At 63.9% G+C, this 26,659-nt stretch carries 21 protein-coding genes, 1 tRNA gene and 1 pseudogene; 13 read left to right on the top strand and 10 right to left on the bottom strand.

All coding sequences use genetic code 11. The features are described from left to right. A pseudogene (locus tag BUE39_RS35585) lies at positions 1-184 on the top strand (hypothetical protein); the annotation flags it as partial. Here the strand turns inward: BUE39_RS35585 and BUE39_RS21800 are convergent. From BUE39_RS21800 to zwf, 3 genes are all read right to left on the bottom strand, one after another. After that, positions 154-2,070, bottom strand: coding sequence for a bifunctional transcriptional regulator/glucokinase (locus BUE39_RS21800; protein WP_073430796.1), 1,917 nt, complete (start codon positions 2,068-2,070; stop codon positions 154-156). The pseudogene BUE39_RS35585 and the gene BUE39_RS21800 overlap by 31 nt on opposite strands. Continuing rightward, positions 2,048-2,767 (bottom strand): 6-phosphogluconolactonase, encoded by a 720-nt coding sequence (gene pgl / locus BUE39_RS21795; protein WP_073430795.1) that lies wholly within the window; start codon positions 2,765-2,767, stop codon positions 2,048-2,050. The genes BUE39_RS21800 and pgl overlap by 23 nt, the downstream gene beginning before the upstream one ends. A gap of 162 nt (positions 2,768-2,929) precedes the next feature. Further along, positions 2,930-4,393, bottom strand: a complete 1,464-nt coding sequence (gene zwf, locus BUE39_RS21790) for a glucose-6-phosphate dehydrogenase (protein WP_073430794.1) — start codon at positions 4,391-4,393, stop codon at positions 2,930-2,932. A gap of 541 nt (positions 4,394-4,934) precedes the next feature. On the opposite strand from zwf, the gene BUE39_RS21785 reads away from it, so the two are divergent. The 4 genes from BUE39_RS21785 (at position 4,935) to BUE39_RS21770 (ending at position 9,423) form a co-directional block, all read left to right on the top strand. Continuing rightward, positions 4,935-6,182: an ABC transporter substrate-binding protein gene (locus tag BUE39_RS21785; protein ID WP_073430793.1), complete on the top strand. Its 1,248-nt coding sequence runs from the start codon at positions 4,935-4,937 to the stop codon at positions 6,180-6,182. A 224-nt stretch (positions 6,183-6,406) separates the two neighbouring features. Next, entirely contained in the window at positions 6,407-7,345 is a 939-nt protein-coding gene (locus tag BUE39_RS21780; protein WP_073430792.1) for a carbohydrate ABC transporter permease, read from the top strand. Next, a complete protein-coding gene (locus BUE39_RS21775; protein WP_073430791.1) occupies positions 7,335-8,192 on the top strand; it encodes a carbohydrate ABC transporter permease in 858 nt (285 codons plus the stop codon). The genes BUE39_RS21780 and BUE39_RS21775 overlap by 11 nt, the downstream gene beginning before the upstream one ends. A gap of 115 nt (positions 8,193-8,307) precedes the next feature. Then, positions 8,308-9,423: an ABC transporter ATP-binding protein gene (locus BUE39_RS21770; RefSeq protein ID WP_073430790.1), complete on the top strand. Its 1,116-nt coding sequence runs from the start codon at positions 8,308-8,310 to the stop codon at positions 9,421-9,423. A 92-nt stretch (positions 9,424-9,515) separates the two neighbouring features. Here the strand turns inward: BUE39_RS21770 and BUE39_RS21765 are convergent, their stop codons facing one another. The 5 genes from BUE39_RS21765 to trxB form a co-directional block, all read right to left on the bottom strand. Further along, the gene (locus BUE39_RS21765; RefSeq protein WP_073430789.1) at positions 9,516-10,433 is read right to left on the bottom strand and encodes a LysR family transcriptional regulator; all 918 of its coding nucleotides are present in this window, start codon (positions 10,431-10,433) and stop codon (positions 9,516-9,518) included. Between the two features lie 90 nt (positions 10,434-10,523). Beyond that, the gene (locus BUE39_RS21760; protein ID WP_073430799.1) at positions 10,524-11,183 is read right to left on the bottom strand and encodes a glutathione S-transferase family protein; all 660 of its coding nucleotides are present in this window, start codon (positions 11,181-11,183) and stop codon (positions 10,524-10,526) included. Positions 11,184-11,318: 135 nt separating this feature from the next. Beyond that, positions 11,319-11,939: a trimeric intracellular cation channel family protein gene (locus BUE39_RS21755; RefSeq protein ID WP_073430798.1), complete on the bottom strand. Its 621-nt coding sequence runs from the start codon at positions 11,937-11,939 to the stop codon at positions 11,319-11,321. 13 nt (positions 11,940-11,952) lie between these two features. After that, a complete protein-coding gene (locus BUE39_RS21750; protein WP_073430788.1) occupies positions 11,953-12,711 on the bottom strand; it encodes a Smr/MutS family protein in 759 nt (252 codons plus the stop codon). A gap of 174 nt (positions 12,712-12,885) precedes the next feature. After that, positions 12,886-13,884: a thioredoxin-disulfide reductase gene (gene trxB / locus BUE39_RS21745; RefSeq protein WP_073430787.1), complete on the bottom strand. Its 999-nt coding sequence runs from the start codon at positions 13,882-13,884 to the stop codon at positions 12,886-12,888. A 394-nt stretch (positions 13,885-14,278) separates the two neighbouring features. Between trxB and BUE39_RS21740 the strand changes: the two genes are divergently transcribed. Both BUE39_RS21740 and lolA read left to right on the top strand, forming a co-directional pair. Then, positions 14,279-16,594: a DNA translocase FtsK gene (locus BUE39_RS21740; RefSeq protein ID WP_073430786.1), complete on the top strand. Its 2,316-nt coding sequence runs from the start codon at positions 14,279-14,281 to the stop codon at positions 16,592-16,594. 256 nt (positions 16,595-16,850) lie between these two features. Beyond that, the gene (gene lolA, locus BUE39_RS21735; protein ID WP_073430785.1) at positions 16,851-17,594 is read left to right on the top strand and encodes an outer membrane lipoprotein chaperone LolA; all 744 of its coding nucleotides are present in this window, start codon (positions 16,851-16,853) and stop codon (positions 17,592-17,594) included. A gap of 9 nt (positions 17,595-17,603) precedes the next feature. Here the strand turns inward: lolA and BUE39_RS21730 are convergent, their stop codons facing one another. Continuing rightward, a complete protein-coding gene (locus BUE39_RS21730; RefSeq protein WP_073430784.1) occupies positions 17,604-18,524 on the bottom strand; it encodes a LysR family transcriptional regulator in 921 nt (306 codons plus the stop codon). Between the two features lie 158 nt (positions 18,525-18,682). Between BUE39_RS21730 and speB the strand changes: the two genes are divergently transcribed. Beyond that, positions 18,683-19,672 carry an agmatinase gene (gene speB / locus BUE39_RS21725; protein ID WP_073430783.1) on the top strand — a complete coding sequence of 330 codons (990 nt, stop codon included), beginning with the start codon at positions 18,683-18,685 and terminating at the stop codon, positions 19,670-19,672. 79 nt (positions 19,673-19,751) lie between these two features. On the opposite strand, the gene cytX is transcribed toward speB, so the two are convergent. Then, positions 19,752-21,068 (bottom strand): putative hydroxymethylpyrimidine transporter CytX, encoded by a 1,317-nt coding sequence (cytX, locus tag BUE39_RS21720; protein ID WP_073430782.1) that lies wholly within the window; start codon positions 21,066-21,068, stop codon positions 19,752-19,754. Between the two features lie 301 nt (positions 21,069-21,369). Here cytX and BUE39_RS21715 point away from each other — a divergent pair, with 301 nt between their 5' ends. The 5 genes from BUE39_RS21715 to BUE39_RS21695 all read left to right on the top strand — a co-directional run bounded on the left by BUE39_RS21715 (position 21,370) and on the right by BUE39_RS21695 (position 26,653). Then, positions 21,370-22,683 (top strand): replication-associated recombination protein A, encoded by a 1,314-nt coding sequence (locus tag BUE39_RS21715; protein ID WP_073430781.1) that lies wholly within the window; start codon positions 21,370-21,372, stop codon positions 22,681-22,683. 146 nt (positions 22,684-22,829) lie between these two features. Beyond that, positions 22,830-24,125 carry a serine--tRNA ligase gene (serS, locus tag BUE39_RS21710; RefSeq protein WP_073430780.1) on the top strand — a complete coding sequence of 432 codons (1,296 nt, stop codon included), beginning with the start codon at positions 22,830-22,832 and terminating at the stop codon, positions 24,123-24,125. A 174-nt stretch (positions 24,126-24,299) separates the two neighbouring features. Beyond that, a tRNA-Ser gene (locus BUE39_RS21705) sits at positions 24,300-24,389 on the top strand. A 752-nt stretch (positions 24,390-25,141) separates the two neighbouring features. Further along, positions 25,142-25,927 carry a type I methionyl aminopeptidase gene (gene map / locus BUE39_RS21700; protein ID WP_073430779.1) on the top strand — a complete coding sequence of 262 codons (786 nt, stop codon included), beginning with the start codon at positions 25,142-25,144 and terminating at the stop codon, positions 25,925-25,927. A 192-nt stretch (positions 25,928-26,119) separates the two neighbouring features. Beyond that, positions 26,120-26,653, top strand: a complete 534-nt coding sequence (locus BUE39_RS21695; protein WP_073430778.1) for a GNAT family N-acetyltransferase — start codon at positions 26,120-26,122, stop codon at positions 26,651-26,653. Positions 26,654-26,659: the final 6 nt, after the last annotated feature.

Raw genomic sequence — 26,659 nt, 5'->3', positions numbered from 1 at the left:
CCGCTTTCTTTTGCCTACTTTTCTTTGCGGCCGGCAAAGAAAAGTAGGTGCCGCCCCGCACAGGGGCAACGCTAATAGACCACTAACAAATCAAGTAAAAGCCAAAACTACAAAACCACAACCCAACCCGCCGACCAAGCAAAAAACACCACATCAATCCCGCGCCGAAGAAGCGGCCCCATGACTCAACCAATCCAGTACAGCGCTCGCATCATCATCAGCACCTTGCCGCGCCCTGGCAACCGTCTCCGCCACATCCGCGCTAGGCACGGCGCGCCGAATCGCCACCCCCACAGCAAGAATATCGATCATCACCAGATGCAGAATCCGCGAAATCATCGACAACTGCGACTCGCGAATTTCAATGTGATCGGTTTCCAGCGCGACAGTCGCCCGCTTGGCCAACGGCGTATTGCTCGAAGTAATCGCAATCACCTTGGCCCCCGCCTGCATCGCCACATCCAGCACGCGCAGTAATTCGGGCGCGCGTCCCGACTTGGACACGGCAACGATCACATCACCCTTGCCGAGCAGCGCAGCCGACGCCGCCTGCATATACAGATCGCCGTAGGCAATCGTCGGAATGCCGAAACGGAAAAACTTGTAATGCGCATCCTGCGCGACGATGTTCGAATTGCCGAGCCCGTAAAACTCGATGCGCCGCGCGCCGTTCAACAGGTCGATCGCCCGCTCGACATGCTCGAAGTTCAGATGCTCGCGCAACTGCAAGATCGCCGACACGGTGTTGTCGAGCACCTTCGCGCCGAAGTCCGTCGCCGTGTCGCCCAGATGCACCTGGCTATGGCTCACCGGAATCGTGCCGGTCAAACCCGTCGCGAGCTTCAGCTTGAAATCCGACAAACCCTGGCAGCCAAGCGAACGGCAAAAGCGGATCACCGTCGGCTGACTCACGTCGGCCTTGCGCGCGATATCGACGATCGGATCGTTGATGATCGAGCGCGGATGATTCAGCGCGAGATCGGCCACGCGGCGCTCAGCCGGCGTCAATGCGTCGCGCATCTGGCGAATCCGCTCGAACACAGCCGATGAACTGCCGCCCGCGCGATTCGACAACTGCTCGGCGAGAATCGCCGAAACGCCGAGAAACGCCGGGTATTCGGCGGTGATCACATAGGTCGGCACGTTCTGCAAATACGCCTCGAAGCGGCCTTTGGCCTCGAACCGCTTGCGAAACGACGAGCGCGCGAAGAACTCGCCCAGGCGCGGCACCACGCCGCCGCCAATGTAGATGCCGCCCAGCGCGCCGAGCGTCACCGCGATATTGCCGGCGAAGGTGCCGAGAATGCCGCAGAACACGTCGACGGATTCGGCCGCGAGCGGCTCGCCTTCCAGCGCGCGCTTGACGATCTCGACCGTGTCGACGCTCGCCGCCACGCGTTTCTTGTCGCGGCCCGCCAGCGCGCGGTAGATGACCTCGATGCCGGGACCCGCGGCCACGCGTTCGAACGACACGTGCGACCACTTCTTGCGCGCGTATTGCAACACGATGTCCTCGCGTTCGTCCGCCGGCGCGAAGGTGGCGTGGCCGCCTTCGCTGCCGAGCGCGATCCAGCGGTCGTCGGCGGGGATCAGGCCGGACACGCCCATGCCGGTGCCCGGGCCGAGCAGGCCGATCACGCTGTTCGGACGGCGCGTGCCGCCGCCCACCTGCACGCGTTGCGCGTCCGTGAGTCCTGGCAGTGCCATGGCGAGCGCGGTGAAATCGTTCACCACCAGCAGCGTGTCGAAGCCGAGCGCGCGGCGCGTGGCTTCGATCGAAAAGCTCCAGTCGTGATTCGTCATGCTCACCTGATCGCCGTCGACCGGGTTGGCAATCGCGATGGCCGCATGATTCACGCGGCCGATCCTCGTGTCCTTCAGGTACTTCTTGATGACTTCGGCCACGCCCGGATAGTCGGCGCAAGGGTAGACCTGCACCGAGCCGATCTCCCCCGGACTGTTTTCCAGCGCGAAGCGCGCATTGGTGCCGCCGATGTCGGCCAGCAGCCTCGGTCCATCGGCGTGCTGGCCCGCGCCCGGAACAGCCTTAGTTTGCACACCAGTAGACATCGAGTCTCACTCCCTTGTCGTTCGCCAACTGCGAGATGGCATTTTTTTGTAGCGAAGCGGCGGCGGCATTCAGCACGTCCATCTTGCGCGGTCCGGCGATCAGCAGGAACAGATGCTTCACTTCTTTCAACGCGGACAGCGACCAGCTCACGCGCGCATGCGGCGCATTGCCGGGATGCACGGCGACGAAGCGCTCGGCGGTGGTGATCGCGTGATCCCATTCGGGCGCGTCGGCAAAGATCGACGCGGTGTGGCCGTCTTCGCCCATGCCGAGAATCGCGACGTCCGGCGCGACGCTAAAGCGCGGGTCGGCATTCAGCGCGGCAACATGCGCGTGCAGATCCTGAGCGGTATCGGCGAGCGGCCAGAACGCGGCGTGCCGCGCGGCGTTTTGCAAGAGCGTGTCGTGTACCAGTTGCGCGTTGCTCGCGCTGTCCGTCTCGGGCACCCAGCGGTCGTCGACCAGCGTCACGGCAATGCGCGCCCAGTCGAAGGATTGCGTGGACAGCGTCTGCAGAAACGGCCGCGGACTGCTGCCGCCGGATACGGCAAGCAGGGCAGGGCGCGTGCCGGTGGACGTGCCGGTGGCGGCCGTGGCCGCCGATGCGGCGAGCGACGCATGTAACGCGTCGCCGACCGCTTTCGCCAACGCGTCGGATTGGGCGCGTTGGTCGTCGAAAGCGTGAAGCTCGATCACTTCTCCTCCGTGCTGCTTTCTTGTTAGATCCGCGGAACGTGCGGTACTGCTCCCGTTCGACGCCTGCAAGCTGGGATGACTTGCAGGCGCCTTCGTGATACCGGCGCCATTCCGTTCAATTCGTCGGTGGGTCTTACGGGCGGCGCGCCGCGCCGCCGTGCTTCAATTCTCTTCCTCGAGCCAGCAGGTGCCGTGCTGCGCCAGCATCGCGCTCGCCGCGGCCGGCCCCCACGTGCCCGACGCGTACGGCTTGGGCGGCTTGTTCGAGGCCGCCCATTCGTTCAGGATCGGTTCGACCCAGCGCCAGGCCGCTTCCTGCTCGTCGCGCCGCACGAACAGCGCGAGGCGGCCGTTGATCACGTCGAGCAACAGGCGCTGATACGCTTCCATCTGGCCCTCGCGGAAGAACCGATCGAACGCGAGGTCGAGGTGGACGCTGGCGAGATTCATGCCTTCGCCCGGCTGCTTGGCGAGGCAGTAGAGGCGAATGGTTTCGTTCGGCTGCAAGCGGATCACGAGGCGGTTCGCCCCGGCGCGCAACGCGGACGCCCCCAACGCCGAATGCGGCACCGGGCGGAAATTCACCACGATTTCAGCGACGCGGTCGGCGAGCCGCTTGCCCGTGCGCAGGAAAAACGGCACGCCGGCCCAGCGCCAGTTCTCGATCTCGACCTTCAGCGCGACGAAGGTTTCCGTCGTGCTCTCCGGCTTCACGCCGGGCTCGGTTGCATAGGCGGGCACCGTGGTGCCGCGAATCACGCCCGAATGATATTGCCCGCGCACGGCGACCTTGCTGATGTCGCGCTGATCGATCGGTTTCAATGCGCGCAGCACGCGCAGCTTCTCGTCGCGCACCGAGTCGGAATCCATCGAATGGGGCGGTTCCATCGCGACGATCGAAAGCAGTTGCAGCAAATGGTTTTGCACCATGTCGCGCAATGCGCCGGTGTTGTCGTAGAAGTCGCCGCGCGCCTCGACCCCGAGTTCCTCGGCGATCGTGATCTGAATGCTCTCCACCCATTCGCGGCGCCACAGCGGCTCGAACAGCGCATTGCCGAAGCGCAGCGCCAGCAGGTTCTGCACCGGCTCTTTGCCGAGGTAGTGGTCGATCCGGTAGATCTGTTCCTCTGCGAAGATTTCGCCAACCGCATCATTGATCGCATTCGACGACTTGAGGTCATAGCCGAGCGGCTTTTCGAGCACGATGCGCGCGTTCTCGTTCAGCCCCACCGACGCCAATGCGCGGCAGATCGGCACGAACAGCGACGGACCCGTTGCCAGATAGAACACGCGAATGCCGGGCAAGTCGCTCACGGCATCGCGCAGCAGCGCGAAGTCTTCGGGATTGCCGAGATCGAGCTTCACGAACTCGATGCGTTCGAGAAAGCTCGCCCATGCCGTTTCATCCAGACCGTTCTTCGACACATATGGCTTGACGTGCGTATCGACCCATTCGAGGTAGCCGCCACGATCGGCCACATGGCGCGCCACCGCGACGATCTTGCCGCTCGCGGCGAGCATGCCGCCCGCACGGTGCGCTTCAAACAGTGCCGGAAGGATCTTGCGCATCGACAGATCGCCAGTTCCGCCGAAGAGAACGAAGGTGAAGCTTGAGTCGGTTTGCATGAGTCTCCGTCGATGTCCTGGGGCCGCCGCGGTCAGCAGAAAGAGCGGCCGTAGTCCGATAAAATATTTTTTGACACTGAATTGTAGTTTAACTACAATCCAAATCAAGAGGTAGCGCTAATTCGATGAAAAAAGCGTGTGGCTGCAAGGCAAAAACATGCGTTTTTCGCAATCGGCGGGCGTCCCCTGCATGTTAACGGACATTACGTGTCGGCACTTGCCAGCATGCGCCGGCGGCCTTTCGGAAAGCCGGATATCTGGGCAGCCGGCAGGGCGCCGCACCAGGTTGACATGCGAGGCACCTCGAGTCTGCCGCGCGAAGCGGGCAGGCAAAAATCAAAAGAGGAGACAGTCAGTTGCATCCCGAACCACTCATCTCTTGAGCTTCCAGCGGACGAACATCGGTCCGCCGGCACATGCGTCACGCATGCGCCCGACCGTGCTCGATCGCCCAGTGTTTTGCCTGTTTGAACCAACCACAGCACCCTGGCGACATCAGGGGCCATTCGTTTTTTGTTCAGGTGTCTGGAGGAGATAAGCAATGAAATTTCGCGCGATCATGGGCGCTTTGTGCGCCGCGGGTCTGATGTGTGGCGTCTCGGCCGTGCAGGCCGCCGAGTCGGTCGAAGTGTTGCACTGGTGGACCTCGGGCGGCGAGTCGAAAGCCGTCGGCGTCCTCAAGGACGACATGACGAAGCAGGGTTACACGTGGAAGGACTTTGCGGTGGCGGGCGGTGCGGGCGCGGCTGCCATGACGGCGCTGAAGACGCAGGTGATCTCGGGCAACGCGCCGAGCGCCGCGCAGATCAAGGGTCCGCTGATTCAGGACTGGGCACAGCAAGGCGTGCTGGTGCCGATCGATTCGGTCGCAGGCGACTGGAAGAAGAACCTGCCGCCGGAAATCGACAAGATCATGCACGCGGAAGGCCACTACGTGGCGGCGCCTTTCTCGGTGCACCGCGTGAACTGGCTGTACATCAACAAGGCGGCACTGGAGAAGGCGGGCGGCAAGGCGCCGACCACGTGGCCCGAGTTCTTCGCGGTGGCCGACAAGATGAAGGCCGCGGGCATCCAGCCGGTCGCGATGGGCGGTCAGCCGTGGCAAGACCTGACGCTGTGGGAAGACGTCGTGCTGTCGCAAGGCGCCGACTTCTACAAGAAGGCGCTGGTCGATCTCGACGAAAAGACGCTGACGTCGGACAAGATGGTCGGCGTGTTCGACACGGTCCGCAAGATCCAGGGTTACTTCGACGCGGGCCGCACGGGCCGTGACTGGAACCTCGCCACGGCCATGGTCATCAACGGCAAGGCCGGCATGCAGTTCATGGGCGACTGGGCGAAGGGCGAATTCGCCAACGCCGGCAAGAAGTCGGGTTCGGACTACATCTGCGCCGCCGTGCCGGGCACCGAAAAGTCGTACACGTTCAACGTCGATTCGTTCGTGTTCTTCCAGCAGAAGGGCCAAAAGGCAGCCACGCCGGGTCAACTGGCGCTCGCCAAGACGATCATGTCGCCGGAGTTCCAGGAACAGTTCAGCCTGAACAAGGGTTCGATTCCGGTGCGTCTGGGCGTCTCGATGGCCAAGTTCGACGACTGCGCGAAGAAGTCGTACGCGGATGAACAGGTGGCGATCAAGTCGGGCGGCTATGTGCCTTCGCTGGCGCACGGCATGGCGCAACCGGATGCAGCAGCCGGCGCGATCTCGGACGTGGTCACGAAGTTCATGAACTCGCAGCAGGATTCGAAGAGCGCGGTTGCCGCGCTCGCGAAGGCAGCGAAGACGAAGTAAGTCGCACGTCGTGGTTTGAGTGAAGCGGCGCGCCCGGCCGTTGCGGCAACGGGTGCCGGGCGCGCCCTTCAGGACGCTGATCGCGCCGCATGTGCCGGATGCGTTGAATAGACCGGCAGCAGGCGCCTTCACCCCTGGTTTCATCGAGTCACACCTATGCCGTCGCGGCCTCGTGCATCGCAAGCGCGAGCCACCCCCGGTACAGTTTCAGCAGGAGTCGAGTAGTGACTGCTTCTATCAGCGGAAACGGGAAAACGGCCACCGTCTCCCGCCGCGCGTCGCCCATGGCGGCCCTTGCCGATCGCTGGATTCCGAAGCTGGTGCTCGCACCCAGCGTCGTGATCAGCCTGGTCTTCGTGTATGGCTTCATTGCCATCACCGGCTATCTGTCGCTGTCCAATTCGCGGCTGATGCCTCGCTATGATTTCGTCGGCCTCGACCGTTATCGCGAACTGTTCGATAACGACGTGTTCTGGACCTCCGCCGCCAACCTCGGCTGGTTCGGCATTCCGTTCATCGGCATCTGCATCGGCCTGGGTCTGTTCCTCGCCATTCTGCTCGACCAGCAGATCCGCAACGAAGGCGCGCTGCGCGCCGTGTTCCTGTATCCGATGGCGCTCTCGTTCATCGTTACCGGCACCGCGTGGCAATGGATCATGACGCCGAGCATCGGCCTCGAGAAAGTGTTTCACGACTGGGGCTGGACGAGCTTTTCGTTCAGTTGGCTCGGCGACCCCGACAAGGCGATTTTCTGCGTCGTGATCGCGGCGGTGTGGCAATCCACCGGTTTCGTGATGGCGCTGTTTCTCGCGGGCTTGCGCGGCGTCGACGGTGAAATCTTCAAGGCCGCGCAGATGGACGGCGCGAACCTCCCCACCATCTATCGCAAGATCGTGATTCCGAGCATGCGCCCGGTGTTCTTCTCCGTGCTGCTGATTCTTTGCCACATCACGATCAAGACCTTCGACCTCGTTGTCGCGTTGACGGCGGGTGGTCCTGGCACGTCATCGTCGCTGCCGGCCATTTTCATGTACACGTTTTCGTTCAATCGCGGGCAACTCGGCGTCGGCGCGGCATCGTCGATGATGATGCTCGCCACCGTCGTGGCCGTGCTCGTGCCGCTCATGTATCTGGAATCGAGGAGCACCCGCAATGCAGCCTAAGATGACGATCAGCCGTGCCGTCATTTATGCGGCCCTGATTCTGTTCGCCCTGTATTTCCTGTTCCCGCTCTACGTGATGCTGTCCACGTCGTTCAAGGACATCGATCAGCTTCGCACCGGCAATCTGCTCACGCCGCCCACTCACTGGACCGTCGAGCCGTGGATCAAGGCATGGAGCGGCGCCTGTACGGGTGTGCGTTGCGACGGCATGCAGCCGTTCTTCATGAACTCGGTGCGGATGGTGATTCCCGCCGTGCTGATCTCGTCGATCGTCGGCGCGTTCAACGGTTATGTGCTCACGCACTGGCGTTTTCGCGGCGCCGATCCGATCTTCACGATGCTGCTGGTCGGCTGTTTCATTCCGTTCCAGGCGATCCTGCTGCCGATGGCGCGTTTCGAAGGCTTTCTTGGCCTGTCGAACACGACCACCGGTCTGGTGGTGGTGCACGTGATCTACGGTATCGCCTTCACCACGATGTTCTTCCGCAACTTCTACGTGAGCATTCCGGCTGAACTCGTGAAGGCGGCGCGTATCGACGGCGCGGGCTTCTTCACGATCTTCACGAAGATCCTGCTGCCGGTATCGCTGCCGATTTTCATGGTGTGCCTGATCTGGCAATTCACGCAGATCTGGAATGACTTCCTGTTCGGTATCGTGTTCTCCGGCGTCGATTCGATGCCGATCACGGTGGCGCTGAACAACCTCGTCAACACCTCGACGGGCGTGAAGGAATACAACGTGGACATGGCCGGCGCGATCATCGCCGCATTGCCGACCTTGCTGGTCTACATCATCGCCGGACGCTATTTCGTGCGCGGCCTGACGGCAGGCGCAGTGAAGGGCTGATGAACCCAGGCTAGACCATCCGAGCGCGGCGGGGCTTTCTGCCTGTGTGCACGAAGCGCCGCCGTCACCCGACAAGACGTTTTCAAGCAGTACCAGAGACAAGAGGAATCACAGCATGGCAAGCCTTTCCATCCGTGACGTGTACAAGACTTACCCGAACGGGGTGCCGGTTCTGAAGGGTGTCAACATCGACATCGAAGACGGCCAGTTCCTGATTCTCGTCGGCGGCTCGGGCTGCGGTAAGTCGACGCTGCTCAACATGATCGCCGGCCTCGAAACCGTGACCAAGGGCGAGATCCAGATCGACGGCAAGACGGTGAACAACCTGTCGCCGAAAGATCGCGACATCGCGATGGTGTTCCAGTCATACGCGCTGTATCCGTCCATGACGGTGCGCGAGAACATCTCGTTCGGCCTGAACATCCGCAAGGTGCCGAAGCAGGAGCAGGCGCAGATCGTCGATCGCGTGTCGAATACGCTGCAGATCACGCACCTGCTCGATCGCAAGCCGGGCCAGTTGTCCGGCGGCCAGCGTCAGCGCGTGGCGATGGGTCGCGCGCTGGCGCGCGATCCGGTGATGTTCCTGTTCGACGAGCCGCTGTCGAATCTCGACGCGAAGCTGCGCATCGAAATGCGTTCGGAAATCAAGCTGCTGCATCAACGCCTCGGCACGACGATCGTCTACGTGACGCACGATCAGATCGAGGCGATGACGCTCGGCGACCGCATCGCGGTGATGAAGGACGGCATCGTGCAGCAGTTCGGCGCGCCGCAGGAAATCTACGACTCGCCGGCGAACCTGTTCGTGGCCGGTTTCATCGGCGCGCCGCCGATGAACTTCATTCAGGGCAAGCTGGTTGAACAGGGTTCGGGCGTCGGCGTGGAGCTGGATACCGGCGTCGCACGCACTGCGTTGAATTTGCCGTTCGACTCGGCGAAGGTGAAATCGCACGTCGGCCGCGAGGTGATTCTCGGCTTGCGCCCGGAGCGCATCACCGACTCGCGCGGCGCGCATGGCGACCACGGCAAGCTGCAACAGATCGAAGTGAAGGTCGACGTGATCGAGCCGACCGGCCCGGATACGCTCGTGTTCGCGCAGGTCAACGGCAAGCGCATCGTGAGCCGCGTCCACCCGGCGTCGAACCCGCAGCCGCTGTCGAACACGACGCTCCTGTTCGATACGTCGAAGGCGGTGTTGTTCGATCCGTCCAATGAGGAGCGGATTGCCTGATGGCGAGAGCCTGAGCGCGAAGTTCCATTCGACGGCAAAGCCCCATGCGTTGCGAAACGCATGGGGCTTTTTGCTGTTGGCGTAGGTGCGTTCTACGCGTCGGGAATGCGCAGATCCGGATTGTTGCGCACGAGTTCGGTCACCCACTCGGTGAACGCACGCAACCGCGAACTCAGATTTCGCCGATGCGCGTAGAGAATCGACAGCGGCGTGCTGGGGCTCGCATAGTCCGAGAGAATTTCCTTGAGCGCGCCTTGTTCGATCAGATCGGCGACCATGTAACGCGACGGCTGAATGATGCCGTGGCCGAGCGCGCCCGCGCCGATGTAGACGCTGCCGTCGTTCACCGCGAGCACGCTCTTCATCGCGACCTTGACGAGTTCGCCGTTCACTTCGTATTCGAACGGGAAGGTCCTGCCGGTGCGCGCCGACACGTAATTGACGGCGCGATGCTCGCCGAGCTCTTCCAGGGTGGTCGGCGTGCCGTACTGCTCCAGATACGCGGGCGACGCGCAGGTGACGATCCGCGCCTGACCGATGCGCCGCGCGACGAGACTCGATTCTTCCGGCGTGCCCATGCGGATCACGCAATCCACGCCGTCCTGGATCAGATCGATATTGCGGTCCGCGAGACCGAGCCGCACGTCGATTTCGGGGTATTGGCGGTAGAAATCATCGAGCGCGGGAAGCAGCAGCGCGCGGGCGAGCGTGCCGGAGGTATCCACGCGGATCGTGCCGGACGGATGCTCGCGCTTGTTCGACAGCGACGATTCGGCGTCGGTCACTTCGGCGAGGATGCGCACGCAGCGCTCGTAGAACAGCGCGCCGTCCTCGGTGACGCTGACCTGGCGCGTCGACCGGTTCAACAGACGCACGCCGACGTGTTCCTCCAGCGCCTGGATGGTGCGGCTGACCTTGGCGCGCGGCAGGTCGAGCGATTCCGACACCTTGGTGAAGCTGTTCGCCTCGACCACGCGCGTGAATATCTCCATGGCTTCGAAACGGTCCATCTTTTGCCCTATGAGTGATTGGCGGAAGTGGCTTGCGGAGTGAAGTGTATAGGTTGGAAATATTGTTGTCGCATAGCCGCCGCGCCGCGATCAATCCCGGTCAGGTGCGCCGAGCGGGAAAAGCGGCCGATAGGGGCGCGCCTCGTCCACCGCGCGGGCGAACGACGGTCGCGCCAGCAGCCGCTTCCGGTAGGCGAGCACGTGCCTGAAAGCCGGGCCGATGCGGTGCGTCCAGTCGGCATAGAACAGGAACGGTGCAGCGCCGCAATCGGCGAGGCTGAAGGTGTCGCCGGCGGCCCATTCGCGCTCGGCCATCACGTTGTCGAGCCAGCCGTAGGCGGTGTCGAGCATTGCGCGCGCTTCGGCGACGGCGCGCGGGTCGCGCTCCGGCTCGGGCCGCAGGCTGTCGTAGACGATTCTTTGTTGCGGCGTGGAGATGTAGTTGTCGAAGAAGCGGTCCATGCCGCGCACTTCCAGCGCGGCACGGGCATCGGCGGGCAGAAGCGGCACCGGCCCGGGATGGTACAAGCCGAGATACTCGATGATGATGCTGGCTTCCATCACCGTGCGGCTGCCGTCGACCAGCAGCGGAAAACGCTTGATCGGCCACAGCGCGGCGAATTCGGCCATGACTTGCGGGTCGTCGTGAGCGAGCAGGCGCAGTTCGAACGGCGTGCCGTTTTCGTAGAGCGCGGTGAGGACCTTCTGGCAGTAAGAGGAGAAGGGATGGGCGTAGAGCTTGAGGGGCATCGTGGTCACCTGGGGCGGTTGCTGAGCGCGCTGTGGCGCAACGACGGCGCTAGGGCCGTTTACCTCACGACGAACGGCGGTGGCGGAAATCGACAGCCGTGAAAATTCACCCGATGCCGTTGTTTGCGTTCGCGGCTAGTGCGGCAAACGAACGTCGAACCTGAACGTCACCAGCCTCGCCAGCAGAATGAAAGCAGTGGCGCCCAGCACGCTATACACCGTGTCGACGTTCAGATAATCCAGCAGCACGTACAGCCAGCATCCGACGAAAGCACACGTCGCATACGGCCGCGAGTCGCGCAAGATCAGCGGCACCTCGTTGCACAGCACGTCGCGAATCACGCCGCCGAAAACGCCGGTCAACACGCCCATCAACACGGAGGTGAACCATGGCATCTGCGCGTCGTGCGCGATCGAGGTGCCGGCGATACTGAACAAGCCCAGCCCGACTGCGTCGGCCACCAGCAGAACCCGTTCGGAGATCAGCCGCGAGGTCATCTTAAGAATCGCCGGCGCAAACAGCGACATCACGAAAATCGCGATCAGATACCCTTGATGCTCGACCCAATAGAACGGCCGCCGCTCCAGCAGCACGTCGCGCAACGTGCCGCCGCCGAAGGCCGTGGCGATCGCCACGAGGAACGTGCCCACCGCGTCGAGCCGGCGGGTTCGTGCTTCGATGAAGCCGGAAATGGCGTACGCGAAAATAGCCAGCGCTTCCATGATGGTCAGCGCCAGCGTCAACCTGGGATGGATCACCGCGACTCCGTCAGGGCTTGGTCTGAGCGGGCATCGCGCCCGGCTGCAGCAGCACGACCACCGCGCCGGCGCCGCCGTCGTGCGGACGCGCCTGACAGAACGCGATGACCTCGGACTTCTGCACGAGCCACGCGCGCACCTTGCCCTTCAACACCGGCTCCTTGCCGATCGACCCCAAACCCTTGCCGTGGATCACACGCAAACAGCGCAAACCGCGCTTCACGGATTCGCGAATGAACTCGGCCAGCGCCTCGCGTGCTTCCTCGCGCCGCATGCCGTGCAGATCGATTTGCGCCTGCACGATCCAGTCGCCGCGCCGCAGTTTTCGCACGACTTCCTGACTCACGCCTGGACGGCAATAGGACAGCGTTTCGTCGGTTTCGAGCAGTATCTCGGGATCGAACTCGTCGGAGATCGCTTCGTGCAGCACGGCTTCTTCGTCGAGCCTGGTCTGCACGGGCAGCGGCGGCGGAGGATTGCGCGGCAAAGTGGCGCGCGGCGGGACGGCGAGCGGCGCGACCGCGCCGATCTCGCGGCGAAACAGATCGGCGTCCGCCGACGCCTCGCGCTGCGCGGCTGCCGCCGCCGCGCGTTCGCGCTCGCGCCGTTGCGCGTCGACCTTTAACGCATCGCGCAGCGCGCCGAGGCCGGCGAGACCCGCCGCCGGTTCAGGCTTCGGTTTGTCCACGGCCGCGGCCGGTTCCGGCGCGGGCCTGGCGACGGCTCGCACGCGTTTCGGCTCGTTAGGGTGAGGCTGATTCTTCGGCATATCGGCTAATACACGCAGAAAAGTAAGTCGATCGCGGGGCGCAAAAAAGGCCGCCGGCTTCTCAGCCGCGGCCTTTGCTCATGCAGGCGGCCGGGCTCACGCCCAGCCGCTATTTTACCGTTGCGCCTAATACGAAGCAGCGTTGTTGACGGCGGTGCGGCTTGCCGTCCTGGATCAACGCTCGGCTTCCGCGCTCATTACGTGCTCGCCGATTTCCTCGATGCTCTCCAGATAGCGTTGCGCATCGAGCGCGGCCATGCAGCCCGTGCCCGCGCTGGTGATCGCCTGACGGTACACGTGGTCCTGCACGTCGCCCGCCGCGAACACGCCCGGCACGCTGGTGGCGGTGGCAAAACCGTTCAGGCCGCCCTTGGTGATGATGTAGCCGTTCTTCATCTCCAACTGGCCTTCGAAGATATCCGTGTTCGGCTTGTGGCCGATCGCGACGAACAGACCCTGCAAAGCGATATCGGTGGTTTCGCCGCTTTGCGTGTGCTTGATGCGCACGCCGGTCACGCCCGATTGATCGCCGGTGACTTCATCGAGCGTATGGTTCCACTTGATCTCGACGACGCCTTCCTTTTCCTTCGCGAGCAGCCGGTCGATCAGGATCGGCTCGGCGCGGAACTTGTCGCGGCGATGGATCACGGTCACCTTCTTCGCGATGCCCGACAGGTACAGCGCTTCCTCGACCGCGGTATTGCCGCCGCCGACCACGGCCACGTGTTGTTGCTTGTAGAAGAAGCCGTCGCAGGTGGCGCAGGCCGACACGCCCTTGCCCATGAATGCCTCCTCGGACGGCAGACCGAGGTATTGCGCCGATGCGCCGGTCGAGATGATCAGCGAGTCGCACGTGTATTCGCCCGAATCGCCGATCAGGCGGATCGGTTTTTCATCCAGTTTTGCCGTGTGGATGTGGTCGAAAATGATTTCGGTGTTGAAGCGCTCGGCATGCTCCAGAAAGCGCGTCATCAGTTCCGGGCCTTGCACGCCGTTGGCGTCGGCAGGCCAGTTTTCGACGTCGGTCGTGGTCATCAGCTGGCCGCCTTGGGCGAGACCCGTGACGAGCACCGGCGCGAGATTGGCGCGCGCCGCGTAGACCGCCGCCGTATAGCCGGCGGGGCCGGAACCGAGAATCAGAACCTTGGCGTGTTTCGTGGAAGTAGCGGGCATGATCGAAATCCTTATACGGCGCCCGGCTCGCCCATGCGAGGCCGCGCGACTTGGGCTGAAACTGTAGATGGGTGTCAGTGCGGCATTATAAAGGGCGGGGCGCCGGCCTGCTTCATGAAGCTTTCTGATCGCGGCGATAGCGTCGCCCGCGGGGGCGGCGCGCTTTTGCGTGGCCAATCGGCCAAGTTACCGTCATTTACAGCCTCGCGTCCGACACTGCGTTTACAATAGGCCGGATCGAACTTCCCGGTCGCCGGGATCGGGCCCGAAGCCGCGCCGGGCGAGGCTTCGGCCTCGACTCAGGCGGGGAAACGAGCCGGGCGATCAGCCAGGCACCAAGCCGGGCGCCACGCCGGAAAGCGGCAACACTCGGGCCACACACGCAACAGGATCAATGGCAAAAGCTCCCTATTCCGCGAGCGCGCAGGCATTGCCGCACCGCATGTCGCGCCTTTTCACCGAAATCCGCTGGATCCTGCAGGTGGCGCTCGGCGTGTTCCTGCTCATGGCGCTCGTCAGTTACAGCAGGCGCGACCCGAGCTGGACGCACGCGGCGCAAGTCGACCACATCGCCAACTGGGCGGGCCGCGTCGGTGCGTGGACGTCCGACATCCTGCTGCTGCTGTTCGGCCTGTCCGCCTACTGGTGGATCGTGCTGCTCGGCCGTCATATCTCCGCCAACTACAAGCGCATCACCCGTCACGAGGATCTTGACGAAGACGCGCCGCGCGACGCCAGCTGGCTCGCGGACGCGTTCGCGTTCATGCTCGTGCTGCTGGCCTGCGACGGCATCGAGGCGCTGCGCATGTGGTCGCTGAAAGTGCAGTTGCCGCGCGCGCCGGGCGGCGTGATCGGCGAGGCGGTCGCGCGCGGCGTGTCGCATGCGCTCGGCTTCACGGGCGGCACGCTGGCGCTGTTGATCGTGCTCGGCATCGGCTTGTCGCTTTATTTCCGTTTTTCGTGGCTGTCGGTGTCGGAGAAGGTCGGCGAATCGATCATCTCCGCGGTGACGTTCGCCAAGCTGCGCCGCGAGGCCGGCCGCGACCGCAAGCTGGGCGAGGCGGCCGCCGTCAAGCGCGAAGGCAAGGTCGAGAAGGGCCGCGTGCGGATCGAGGAGCACGAACCGGTCATGATCGTGCCGCCGGTCGTTTCGCCGGCCAAATCCGAGCGCGTCGAGAAAGAACGGCAAGTGCCGCTCTTCACCGATCTGCCCGGCGACTCCACGTTGCCGCCGATCTCGCTGCTCGATCCCGCGCCCGTCGCGCAGGAAAGCATCTCGGCGGATACGCTGGAATTCACATCGCGTCTGATCGAGAAAAAGCTCAAGGACTTCGGCGTCGAAGTGAGCGTGGTGGCCGCCTATCCCGGTCCGGTCGTCACGCGTTATGAAATCGAGCCGGCCACCGGCGTGAAGGGCAGCCAGATCGTCAATCTGGCCAAGGACCTCGCGCGGTCGCTGTCGCTCGTGTCGATCCGCGTGGTCGAAACCATTCCGGGCAAGAATTACATGGCGCTGGAGTTGCCGAATCAGCGCCGGCAAACCGTGAGCCTCTCCGAGATTCTCGGCTCGGCGGTCTACGCGGACGCCGCCTCGCCGCTCACCATGGGCCTCGGCAAGGACATCGGCGGCAAGCCGGTGTGCGCCGACCTCGCGAAAATGCCGCACTTGCTGGTGGCCGGTACGACCGGCTCGGGCAAGTCGGTGGGTATCAACGCGATGATCCTCTCGCTGCTCTACAAGGCGAGCGCCGACCAGGTCCGCATGATCCTGATCGACCCGAAGATGCTCGAAATGAGCGTCTACGAAGGCATTCCGCATCTGCTGTGTCCGGTGGTGACCGACATGCGCCAGGCCGGTCACGCGCTGAACTGGGCGGTCGCCGAAATGGAGCGCCGCTACAAGCTGATGAGCAAGCTCGGCGTGCGCAATCTCGCCGGCTACAACAACAAGATCGACGAAGCGGCCAAGCGCGACGAAAAGTTGCCGAATCCGTTCAGCCTCACACCGGACGAGCCGGAACCGCTCACGCGCCTGCCGCACATCGTCGTCGTGATCGACGAACTGGCCGACCTGATGATGGTGGTCGGCAAGAAGGTCGAGGAATTGATCGCGCGAATCGCGCAGAAGGCGCGCGCGGCCGGCATCCATCTGATTCTGGCCACGCAGCGTCCGTCGGTCGACGTGATTACCGGGCTGATCAAGGCCAATGTGCCGACGCGGATGGCGTTCCAGGTGTCGTCGAAAATCGACTCGCGCACGATTCTCGACCAGCAGGGCGCGGAATCGCTGCTCGGCATGGGCGACATGCTGTATCTGCCGCCGGGCAGCGGCCTGCCGGTGCGGGTGCACGGCGCGTTCGTGTCGGACGAGGAAGTGCACCGCGTGGTGGACAAGCTCAAGGAACAGGGCGAGCCGAACTACATCGAGGGCATTCTCGAAGGCGGCGTGACGGGCGAAGGCGACGAAGGATCGGCGGGCGCAGGCGGAGCCGGGTCCGGCGACGGCGAGTCGGATCCCTTATACGATCAGGCGGTCGACGTGGTGCTGAAGAACCGCCGCGCTTCGATCTCGCTGGTGCAGCGGCATTTGCGCATCGGCTACAACCGCGCGGCCCGTTTGCTCGAGCAGATGGAGAACTCGGGCGTGGTGTCGGCGATGTCGTCGAACGGCAATCGCGAGATTCTCGCGCCGGCGCGCGAAGCGGAGTAGGGTGCGTGGCCTGGTCCGCCTGGATGGCGGCGCAAGTTGCGCATGCGCGCATGACCGGTGTGTCCCATCCACCGCAGCATCGCGCCGCATGGCCCCAATAAGCCCCGTTTAAGCCTCGGCGACTAAGCTGATACGGCAAGGTCGCGGGCGGCGCTCTCGACCTCGCGGCACGCACAGCCGCCGCGGTCCCGCAGCCGCTGGTTTATTCGCCGGCCGCCGCGACCGCTCAACGAATTCAATCAAGGGAGAACACAACATGCAGCTATTCACGCAGCGGCACGCTCGACAGCGTGCTGAATCCAGCCGCTTCGGCCAGCTTGCGGGGACCATCGCGCGTCGCATCGGCAGCGTGGCGATCGGCGCGTCGATGCTGGTCGCGTCGCAGGCATTCGCTGGCGGCACCGAGCAACTGAAGGCATTCGTCGCGCAAGTCCACTCGGCGCGCGGCACGTTCGTGCAGCAGGAAGTGCGGGCGCCAGGCAAGGCGCAAGGCGCCAGCGCCGCAAGCGGCGTGCTGTCCACCGCGGGTAGCGGCAAGCGCGGCACGTCGAGCGGCACCTTCACGTTCGCGCGGCCGGGCAAATTCATCTGGCAATACGAGAAGCCTTATGCGCAACTGCTGCAAGCGGACGGCGACAAGCTCTACGTGTACGACAAGGATCTGAATCAGGTCACGGTGCGCAGCCTCGGCGGCGCGCTCGGCGCGAGCCCGGCGGCGATCCTGTTCGGCAGCAACGATCTGGAGAAGAACTTCACGCTGCACGATGCGGGCATGAAGGCCGGCATCGACTGGCTCGAATTGACGCCGAAGGCGAAAGACACGCAGTTTCAGCGCGTGGGCATCGGCTTCAAGGACGGCAATCTCGAAGCGATGGAATTGCACGACGTGTTCGGCAACGTGACGCTGCTGACGTTCTCGAACATTCAGAAGAACCCGCCGTTGCCGGCCGATGCGTTCAAGTTCACGGTGCCGAAGGGCGCGGATGTGATCAACGGTTAAGCGAACGCGCTACTCGTTCGCTTTCGGAAGTTCGGCCGCATGCGCGGCTTTCATATCGTCGATGAACGCCTCGACGATCTCCGTTCGGTGCTGCCGCGCCCGCGTGACCATATGGAACACGACGCGGTAGCGCATCCGCGCCGGGTTCAACGCGGCGAGCAGTCCTTGCTCGACGAACGGCGCCGCGAAATGCCCCGGTAAATAGCCGAGATGATGCCCGGACAGCACGAGCATCGCGACCGCTTCCATGTTGTCCGCGACGGCGGTCACGTTGGGCGGCGTGGTCGAGTTCTCCGCTTCGGGCAGCGGATAACTGCGCCACGCCCATTCATGTGCCGCGGCTTCATCGGGCGACACTTCGCCGGCTGAAGCGAACAGCGGATGCCCTTTCGCGCAATAGGCGAACTGATCTTCCGCGAACACTTCGGTGTAGTCGAGCGACGGCACGCGATGCCAGAAATAGCCGATGCCGATCTGAATCCGGCCATTGAGCAGCAACTCTTCCAGCTCGCCCGGCGAGCGCACCAGAATCGAAAAACGCACCGACTGATCGCGCGCGCGGAACCGCCCGATCGCGTCGCTGATGCGCGCGCTCGCCGATACCGGCGTGTGGCCGATCATGCCGATATCGAGCGTGCCCACCAGCTTGCGGCCGACGTTGCGGACCTGCATGCCGAAGGTATCGACGGCCGACAGCAGAGCGCGAGCGGCGTCGACGAACTGCTCGCCGCGCGCCGTCAGGCTGAAGCCGCCGCGGCCGCGCGCGCAGAGGCGATAGCCGAGGCGCGTTTCCAGCGTCGCAAGCTGCGTGCTGATGGTCGACTGGCCGATATTGAGCGTGGCCTGCGCCGGCGAGACGCCGCCGGCGTCGACGATGGCGAGAAACACACGGATCAGCCGCAGATCGAGATCGGTGAGTTGAGAAAACATGCTTGAGGATACATCGCTCGGAATCGATGTGAACTTTATTCTGTTCACATTTGACGTTCCGGGAAACTGCTCAAGAATCAAGGCTCATCCGGCCAAGTGCTTACCCTTGCGCCGGTCCGCACGCATTCGCCTGTGCGCCTTTTCATTGCCGAGCCACGATGAAACCCTCTTCCTTCATTTCCCCCGAAGCCGGCGAACGGCCGCAACCGCTGTCCGGTAACGCGATGCCCCGCTGCGGCGGCATTGCGACGATGATGCGGTTGCCGAACGTCGGCTCGGCCGCGGGTTTCGACGCCTGCTTCGTCGGCGTGCCGTTCGATCTCGGCACGTCGAACCGCACCGGCGCGCGCTTCGGGCCGCGCCAGATCCGCAGTGAATCGGTGCTGCTGCGCCCGTACAACATGGCCACGCGCGCCGCGCCGTTCGATTCGCTGCGGGTGGCCGATCTCGGCGACGTCGCGATCAACCCGTACAACCTGCACGATTCGATCGCGCGCATTGAAACCGCCTACGACGAAATCCTCCAGCACGATTGCAAGCCGATCACGCTGGGCGGCGACCACACCATCGCGCTGCCGATCCTGCGCGCGATTCATCGCAAGCACGGCAAGGTCGGGCTGATTCACGTCGACGCGCACGCCGACGTCAACGACACGATGATGGGCGAGAAGATCGCGCACGGCACGCCGTTTCGCCGCGCGGTGGAAGAGGGTTTGCTCGATTGCGAGCGCGTCGTGCAGATCGGTTTGCGCGGTACGGGTTACGCGGCCGACGATTTCGATTGGTGCCGCGATCAGGGCTTCGAGGTCGTGCAGGCCGAGGCGTGCTGGAACCAGTCGCTCGCGCCGCTGATGGCGCGCGTGCGCGAAAGGATGGGCGACGCGCCGGTGTACATCACGTTCGACATCGACGGGATCGATCCGGCGTTTGCGCCGGGTACGGGTACGCCGGAAATCGCCGGTTTGACGGTGCCGCAAGCGCTGGAAATCATTCGCGGCTCGCACGGACTGAACATCGTCGGCTGCGATCTGGTTGAAGTCGCGCCGCCGTATGATCCGTTCGGCACGACCGCGTTGCTCGGTGCGAATCTCGCGTTCGAATTGCTGTGCGTGTTGCCGGGCGTCGAATATCGGGCGGCCACGCGTTAGGCTGATGCGCTCCTGAGTTGTATTGGCGTAATGGCCCGCGAATGCGGGCCATTTCCATCCATCGCGCGGATGTTGAAACTCATGCGTACGCAGTCTTGCGCGTCGACACGAACACCAGATAACACACCGCGCCGATCACCAGCGCGGGCAGCGTCGCGCCGAGATTCGGCAGCCATTGATTGATCGCCTGATACGCGGCGATGCCGATCGCCCACGCGATGAACGCGCTCAGATGCCAGCCGCCGGAGAAGCCATAACGGCCGCGCACGTCGGCGAGTGCGGCGGCCTCGATGCGGCGCTTGCGCACGATGAAGTGATCCACCAGCACCACGCCGAACAGCGGCGCGAACACCGAGCCGATCAGCAGCAGGAAGTTCTGATACTTCGCCATCGGCACCATCAACGCGATCAGCGTGCAGAGCGCACCGAATGCCGCGGACAGCAACGGCACGCTGCCGCGCGTCCAGAAGGTGCCGGTCGAGACCGCCGCGGAGTGAATGTCGGCGAAGGCGTTGTCGACCTCGTCGATCAGGATCAGCAGCAGCGCGAGGCCGCCGCCGGCTTGAGCCAGCGCGCTCGTCAACAGCGTGTCGCCGCCGCCCGCCGCGAGGCCGTAGATCGCGCCGAGCGCGTAGAACCAGATGTTCGCGATGCCGTAGCCGAGCAGCGTGCCGCGGAAGGTTTCGCCAGGGCGTCGGCCGAAGCGCGTGTAGTCGGCGATCAGCGGCAGCCACGACAGCGGCATCGCCACCACGAGGTCGATCGCGCCGCCGAACGGCATCTCGCCGGTGCCGGGGCGGCGCATCAGCGCGGCCAGATCGTGTTTGGCGAGCAGGTTCCACGTGAGCCACGCGGCGCCCGCCAGCAGCAGCCAGATGCCCCAGGTGCGCAGAAAGCGCCGCACGAACGAGAGCGGGCCGCTGATCGCGAGCAGCGTCGCGAGCAAGCCGAAGATCACCGTCCAGATCAGCGGCATCGAGAGGCCGAACGACTGCCTCGCGAGCGCGTCGGCGGAATCGCGCATCACGATCACTTCGAACGAGCCCCAGCCGACCAGTTGCACCGCGTTCAGCACCGCCGGCACCGACGCGCCGCGCACGCCGAGCGTGGGCCGCAGCGACGACATCGCCGCGAGCCCGGTGTCCGTGCCGATCACGCCGGCCAGGGCCAGCAGCACGACGCCGATCGCGCTGCCGATCACGATCGCGAGCAACGCATGCGGCAGCGACAGCCCCGGCACGAGCAGCGCGCCCGCTTGCGCGACCAGCAGGCCGATGCCGAGCGAGAACCACAGCGCGAACGCGTCGCCGGTGCGAAACGCGCGGCGGGCGTCGGGCACCGGCATGAGCGGTGCGTAGGTGGAACCGGCGTCGCCGGCGAGTGGGTCTTGTGCCATCTGGATAGTGTTCCTGTCGATGTTGTCCGCGACGCTGCGTGTGGCTGTCGATTCGCGTGCGATGTTGGCCGCGCATGCGTCTGCTGCGTTGCGCGCTGATTGGCGCCGTCACGCCGGCGTTGCGTTTCCGGCTTCGCCGCGCGGATCGCTCCGCCACGCCGGGCCGCTCGTCGCCGGGCCCCGGCCACTGTCATAATGCAGGACGTGGCCCGCGCCTTCGCGTGCCGGCTTTGTTCATCCGGCAGCACGCCGCCTTCATACGGACCGCGTCCGCAAAAGCCGAGATTATCCCCAAAACGTCATGTTTGAAGAAACCCGTAGCAATGTGCCGCTCGCCGAACGCCTGCGGCCCCGCAATATCGACGAAGTGATCGGCCAGAAGCACCTGCTCGGCCCGAACAAGCCGCTGCGGGTCGCGTTCGAATCCGGCGAGGCGCACTCGATGATCCTCTGGGGTCCGCCCGGCGTCGGCAAGACCACGCTCGCGCGCCTGATGGCCGACGCGTTTCACGCCGAGTTCATCGCGCTCTCCGCGGTGCTGTCGGGCGTGAAGGATATTCGCGAAGCCGTCGAGACCGCGCAGATCCATCGCGCGAACGGGCACCAGACGCTGGTGTTCGTCGACGAAGTGCATCGCTTCAACAAGAGCCAGCAGGACGCGTTCTTGCCGCACGTCGAGTCGGGGCTGTTCGTGTTCGTCGGCGCGACGACCGAGAATCCGTCGTTCGAGGTGAATAGCGCGTTGCTCTCGCGCGCCGCGGTCTACGTGCTGAAGAGCCTGAACGACGACGAGCAGCGCGAACTGCTCGATCGCGCGCAGCAGGAACTCGGCGGCCTCACGTTCACCGACGAAGCACGCGACGCGTTGATCGGTTCCGCCGACGGCGACGGCCGCAAGCTGCTGAACAATCTGGAGATCGTCGCGCGCGCGGCCTCGCAGCAGAAAACCACGGAAATCGACGGCGCGTTGCTCGGCAGCGCGCTCGCGGAGAATCTGCGCCGCTTCGACAAGGGCGGCGACGCGTTCTACGACCAGATCAGCGCGTTGCATAAATCGGTGCGGGGCAGCAGTCCCGACGGCGCGCTGTACTGGTTCTGCCGCATGCTCGACGGCGGCGCGGACCCGCGCTATCTCGCGCGGCGCATCGTGCGCATGGCGTGGGAGGACATCGGTCTCGCCGACCCGCGCGCGGCCCGCATCGCGCTCGACGCCGCCGAAACCTACGAACGCCTCGGCACGCCCGAGGGCGAGCTGGCGCTGGCGCAGGCGATCATCTATCTGGCGGTCGCGCCGAAGTCGAACGCCGGGTACAACGCGTACAACGAAGCGCGCCGTTTCGTCGGCAAGGACCAGTCGCGCGGCGTGCCCGTGCATCTGCGCAACGCGCCGACCAAGCTGATGAAGGAACTCGGCTACGGCCACGAATACCGCTACGCGCACGACGAACCCGACGCGTATGCGGCCGGCGAGACCTATCTGCCGGACAACATGCGCGACCCGCATTGGTACGAGCCGACGCCGCGCGGTCTCGAAGGCAAGATCGCCGACAAGATGGCGCGTCTCGCGGAACTCGACGCGCAGTGGCGCAGCGAGAACAAGCCGAAGAAGGGTTGAGCCGGATCGGTTCGTTGCGGCGCTTGCCGTGTCGCCGCGGCGCATGCCATGTCGGCATTCGGCCCGCCTCGACCATCTAACGCACCGGCCGCCCGCGCCGGTGCGCTAAAATCCCAGCTTCATACAACGAACACCCGCCCCATCCCATGCTCGACATCCAGTTGCTGCGCAAAGACCTCGACGGCGTTGCCAGGCGCCTCGCCGACCGCGGCTATACCCTCGACGTGGCGGCGTTCACCGCGCTCGAAGCGGAACGCCGCGACACCCAAACCCGTACCGAAGAGATGCAGGCGCGCCGCAACAGCCTGTCGAAACAGATCGGCGCGATGAAAGGGCGGGGCGAGGACACTTCGGCGGTGATGGCCGAAGTGAGCGGAATCGGCGACGAGATGAAGGCCTCGGCGGCGAGACTCGACGATATCCAGAAGCGCTTGTCCGATCTGCTGCTCGGCGTGCCGAACCTGCCGCACGAAAGCGTACCCGTGGGCGACGACGAAACCGGGAATGTGGAAGTGCGCCGCTGGGGCACGCCGCGCCAGTTCGATTTTGACGTGAAGGATCACGTCGACGTGGGCGCGCCGCTCGGGCTCGACTTCGAGACCGGCGCCAAGCTCTCCGGTGCGCGTTTCACGTTGTTGCGCGGACAGATCGCGCGGCTGCATCGCGCGCTCGCGCAGTTCATGATCGACACGCATACGCAGCAGCACGGCTACACCGAGATTTACACGCCGTACATCGTGAATCCGGAGATTCTGTACGGCACCGGCCAACTGCCGAAATTCGCCGACGACATGTTCCGCGTCGAGAAGGGCGGCGACGAGAACACGGTCACGCAGTACCTGATCTCGACGTCGGAAATCTCGCTGACCAACACCGTGCGCGACAGCATCGTCGAAACGGACGCGCTGCCGATCAAGCTCACCGCGCATTCGCCGTGCTTCCGCTCGGAAGCGGGCTCGTATGGCCGCGACACGCGCGGGCTGATCCGTCAGCATCAGTTCGACAAGGTCGAGATGGTGCAGATCGTCGCGCCGGAAGCGTCGTATGACGCGCTGGAGCAGATGGTCGGTCATGCCGAGGCGATTCTGCAGAAGCTCGAACTGCCGTACCGCGTGATCACGCTGTGTACGGGCGACATGGGTTTCTCGGCGGCCAAGACCTATGACCTCGAGGTTTGGGTGCCCGCGCAAAACACGTATCGCGAGATTTCCAGCTGCTCGAATACCGAGTCGTTCCAGGCGCGCCGGATGCAGGCGCGCTATCGCAATGCGCAGGGCAAGCCGGAGCTGGTTCATACGCTGAACGGATCGGGTCTTGCCGTGGGCCGCACGCTCGTCGCGGTGCTGGAGAACTTCCAGAACGCCGATGGCTCGGTAACGGTGCCGGCGGCGCTGCGGCCTTACCTCGGTGGTCTCGAACGGCTGGAAGCGACGGCGGGCTGATTGATCCACTGCCTGGCGCGTGGCTGTGGTCGCGTTGGGTTGCGTGGCCTCGTTGAAATTTTTTAAGCGAGGGGCTTGGAAATCAGATTCGGCTGTTTTATAATCTTTTTCTCCCAAGCAACGACCCGCTTGGATCTGACGAAACAGCCCCGTTGTTGTCGAGTTGGAAGACCCGGAAAGGTGGCAGAGTGGTCGAATGCGCCGGACTCGAAATCCGGTGTACCTTTAGGGGTACCGTGAGTTCGAATCTCACCCTTTCCGCCAGAATTCATCAAGAACCCCGCGAAGTCGAAAGACTCGCGGGGTTCTTGTTTTTTGGCTCACATTTCATCTATCAAACGCCATCTATCAAACGCATGATCTGAAGACCAAGGCGGGGCAGTGATAGTCCGCCCATAGTCGCGTTCGCACCTGCACTCGGGGTGGATTCATCTGCAAGGCGTCGAGCGAATCGAACAGTGCGCGCAACGAGATGCGGTTGGTTGAATGCCGACGAAATGGCAAGGTGCTTCTCGTGTCCTCCATGGTCTACACCAACAACAAGAAAAATCAGAAGACCGCATTCCTGGCCAATACGAGCGTAATGGTTGGTGGCAGTTGCAAGTGGTAACGCCACTCAGTTTGTGAAAAACGCTCGCCAAAGAATGTTGTTCCAGCTAGAGCGAGCTAGCCGTGATGGCTTCGTCGAAACTGGAGCGACGCCGTCCAATGGGACCAAAAATCCGATGCCTCACAGCGCGTTATCGCCAATGCTAGTGATAGCTTTCTGCTAGTCAGTGGCAAAGGCGGCAAGGTATCCATACCGTCGCAGCACCCGTGTCCGTGCCGCATGAATTCCGCTCCGGCAATGGTCGCGGTCAGTCGGCTATCCAGATCGTCGATCAACACCGCTGAAAACTCGCCGAACCGCCAAACCCGACCCGGCTCGCCAGGCCCCGCCAACGATCCTCTGTACAATTGCGCGATCGAAAGGCTGCGCCGCGCCCATCAAACACCGACTCCCATCGACCGAACTCATGGCCATTTCCTACAAGACTCCCGATGACATCGCGAAGCTGCGCATTTCCGGCCGCCTCGCGGCCGACGTACTGGCGATGATCGGCGAACACGTCAAGGCCGGTGTCTCCACCGACGAGCTCGACGCGCTGTGCAACGACTACATCGTCAACACGCAGAAATCGGTTCCGGCCAACGTCGGCTATCTGGGTTTTCCGAAGACGGTCTGCACTTCCGTCAACCAGGTGGTCTGCCACGGCATTCCGAATCGCAGCGAAATCCTCAAGGACGGCGACATCATCAACATCGACGTCGCGATCATCAAGGACGGCTATTTCGGCGACACCAGCCGCATGTATTGCGTCGGCCAGCCGAGCACCGTCGCGCGCCAGTTGATCGACACGACCTATGAAGCGATGCTCGCGGGCATCCGCGAAGTTAGGCCGGGCGCAACGCTCGGCGACGTCGGTCATGCGATTCAGCAGGTCGCGCAACGCGATGGCTTTTCGATCGTGCGCGACTATTGCGGCCACGGCATCGGCAAGGTCTACCACGAAGACCCGCAAGTGCTGCACTACGGTCAGCCGGGGCAGGGCGTGCGTCTGAAGCCCGGCATGGTCTTCACGATCGAACCGATGATCAACGCGGGCCGCGCCGGCACGACAGTGTTGCGCGACGGCTGGACAGTGGTCACCAAGGACCGCTCGTTGTCCGCGCAGTGGGAGCACATGATCGCCGTGACCGACGAAGGCTACGAGCTGCTGACGCCCTGGCCGGACGGCACCGGCAGCTACGCGGCACCTTGAGCCGCGCTTGTGCACTGCATCGCATGACGCAGTTATGCCGGGCGCGTGAAATGCTGCTCGGTTTGCGCGCAGCGCGTGCTTTGCCGCGTGCCCTTGCGTCGCGCCGTATCTGTGCGCCAGTAAATAATGATTTGACTCGCGCGCCGGTTCGGTTAAAGCTACGCCTTAAGGTTTTAAGGGGTTTTCGTCTGCATGAGTCCGTCACTGACCGTTCGCCGTATCGCCGCTGATCAAGGCGCCGTTTTTCGCGAACTCCGTACCGCATCGCTGCGCGAGGCGCCCTATGCCTTCGGCGCGACGCTAGAAGACGCGTTGTCGGCCGACGCCGCGAGTTTCGACGCCACCGCCGCGGAACACGCGGTTTCATTGCGCATCACCACCTTCATTCTTTACACCGAAGGCCATCCCGCCGGCTTGATCGAAGCGCATTTCGACGACACCACGCCGCGCCGCGCGTTCGTCTGCGAGTTGTGGGTGGCGCCGGCCGTGCGTCATCTGCGGGGCGGCGAGTTGCTGGTCGATACGGCCAGCGCCTGGCTCGCCAACCAGGGCGCCACCGAAATCCACGCGTGGGTCGCCGACGCCAACCGCAATGCAATGCGCTTCTACGAGGCGCTCGGCTTCGGTCCCACCGGCGAACACCGGCGCGTCGCGCGCGCGCCCGAGCAAGCCGAAAGTCTGCTGGTGCGGCACGTGCCCACCACCTCACAGGCATCCCAGCAGTGATCTCGC

Source organism: Paraburkholderia terricola (genome assembly GCF_900142195.1).
Taxonomy (GTDB): Bacteria; Pseudomonadota; Gammaproteobacteria; order Burkholderiales; family Burkholderiaceae; genus Paraburkholderia; species Paraburkholderia terricola.
This window is presented reverse-complemented; position numbering and strand designations above follow the sequence as displayed.

What these genes read in the sequence shown, in the direction of transcription:
- BUE39_RS21800 (WP_073430796.1), bottom strand. Translation starts at nt 2,070, where the DNA reads ATGTCTACTGGTGTGCAAACTAAGGCTGTTCCGGGCGCGGGCCAGCAC.
- zwf (WP_073430794.1), bottom strand. Translation starts at nt 4,393, where the DNA reads ATGCAAACCGACTCAAGCTTCACCTTCGTTCTCTTCGGCGGAACTGGC.
- BUE39_RS21785 (WP_073430793.1), top strand. Translation starts at nt 4,935, where the DNA reads ATGAAATTTCGCGCGATCATGGGCGCTTTGTGCGCCGCGGGTCTGATG.
- BUE39_RS21775 (WP_073430791.1), top strand. Translation starts at nt 7,335, where the DNA reads ATGCAGCCTAAGATGACGATCAGCCGTGCCGTCATTTATGCGGCCCTG.
- BUE39_RS21770 (WP_073430790.1), top strand. Translation starts at nt 8,308, where the DNA reads ATGGCAAGCCTTTCCATCCGTGACGTGTACAAGACTTACCCGAACGGG.
- BUE39_RS21765 (WP_073430789.1), bottom strand. Translation starts at nt 10,433, where the DNA reads ATGGACCGTTTCGAAGCCATGGAGATATTCACGCGCGTGGTCGAGGCG.
- BUE39_RS21760 (WP_073430799.1), bottom strand. Translation starts at nt 11,183, where the DNA reads ATGCCCCTCAAGCTCTACGCCCATCCCTTCTCCTCTTACTGCCAGAAG.
- BUE39_RS21750 (WP_073430788.1), bottom strand. Translation starts at nt 12,711, where the DNA reads ATGCCGAAGAATCAGCCTCACCCTAACGAGCCGAAACGCGTGCGAGCC.
- trxB (WP_073430787.1), bottom strand. Translation starts at nt 13,884, where the DNA reads ATGCCCGCTACTTCCACGAAACACGCCAAGGTTCTGATTCTCGGTTCC.
- BUE39_RS21740 (WP_073430786.1), top strand. Translation starts at nt 14,279, where the DNA reads ATGGCAAAAGCTCCCTATTCCGCGAGCGCGCAGGCATTGCCGCACCGC.
- lolA (WP_073430785.1), top strand. Translation starts at nt 16,851, where the DNA reads ATGCAGCTATTCACGCAGCGGCACGCTCGACAGCGTGCTGAATCCAGC.
- BUE39_RS21730 (WP_073430784.1), bottom strand. Translation starts at nt 18,524, where the DNA reads ATGTTTTCTCAACTCACCGATCTCGATCTGCGGCTGATCCGTGTGTTT.
- speB (WP_073430783.1), top strand. Translation starts at nt 18,683, where the DNA reads ATGAAACCCTCTTCCTTCATTTCCCCCGAAGCCGGCGAACGGCCGCAA.
- cytX (WP_073430782.1), bottom strand. Translation starts at nt 21,068, where the DNA reads ATGGCACAAGACCCACTCGCCGGCGACGCCGGTTCCACCTACGCACCG.
- BUE39_RS21715 (WP_073430781.1), top strand. Translation starts at nt 21,370, where the DNA reads ATGTTTGAAGAAACCCGTAGCAATGTGCCGCTCGCCGAACGCCTGCGG.
- serS (WP_073430780.1), top strand. Translation starts at nt 22,830, where the DNA reads ATGCTCGACATCCAGTTGCTGCGCAAAGACCTCGACGGCGTTGCCAGG.
- map (WP_073430779.1), top strand. Translation starts at nt 25,142, where the DNA reads ATGGCCATTTCCTACAAGACTCCCGATGACATCGCGAAGCTGCGCATT.
- BUE39_RS21695 (WP_073430778.1), top strand. Translation starts at nt 26,120, where the DNA reads ATGAGTCCGTCACTGACCGTTCGCCGTATCGCCGCTGATCAAGGCGCC.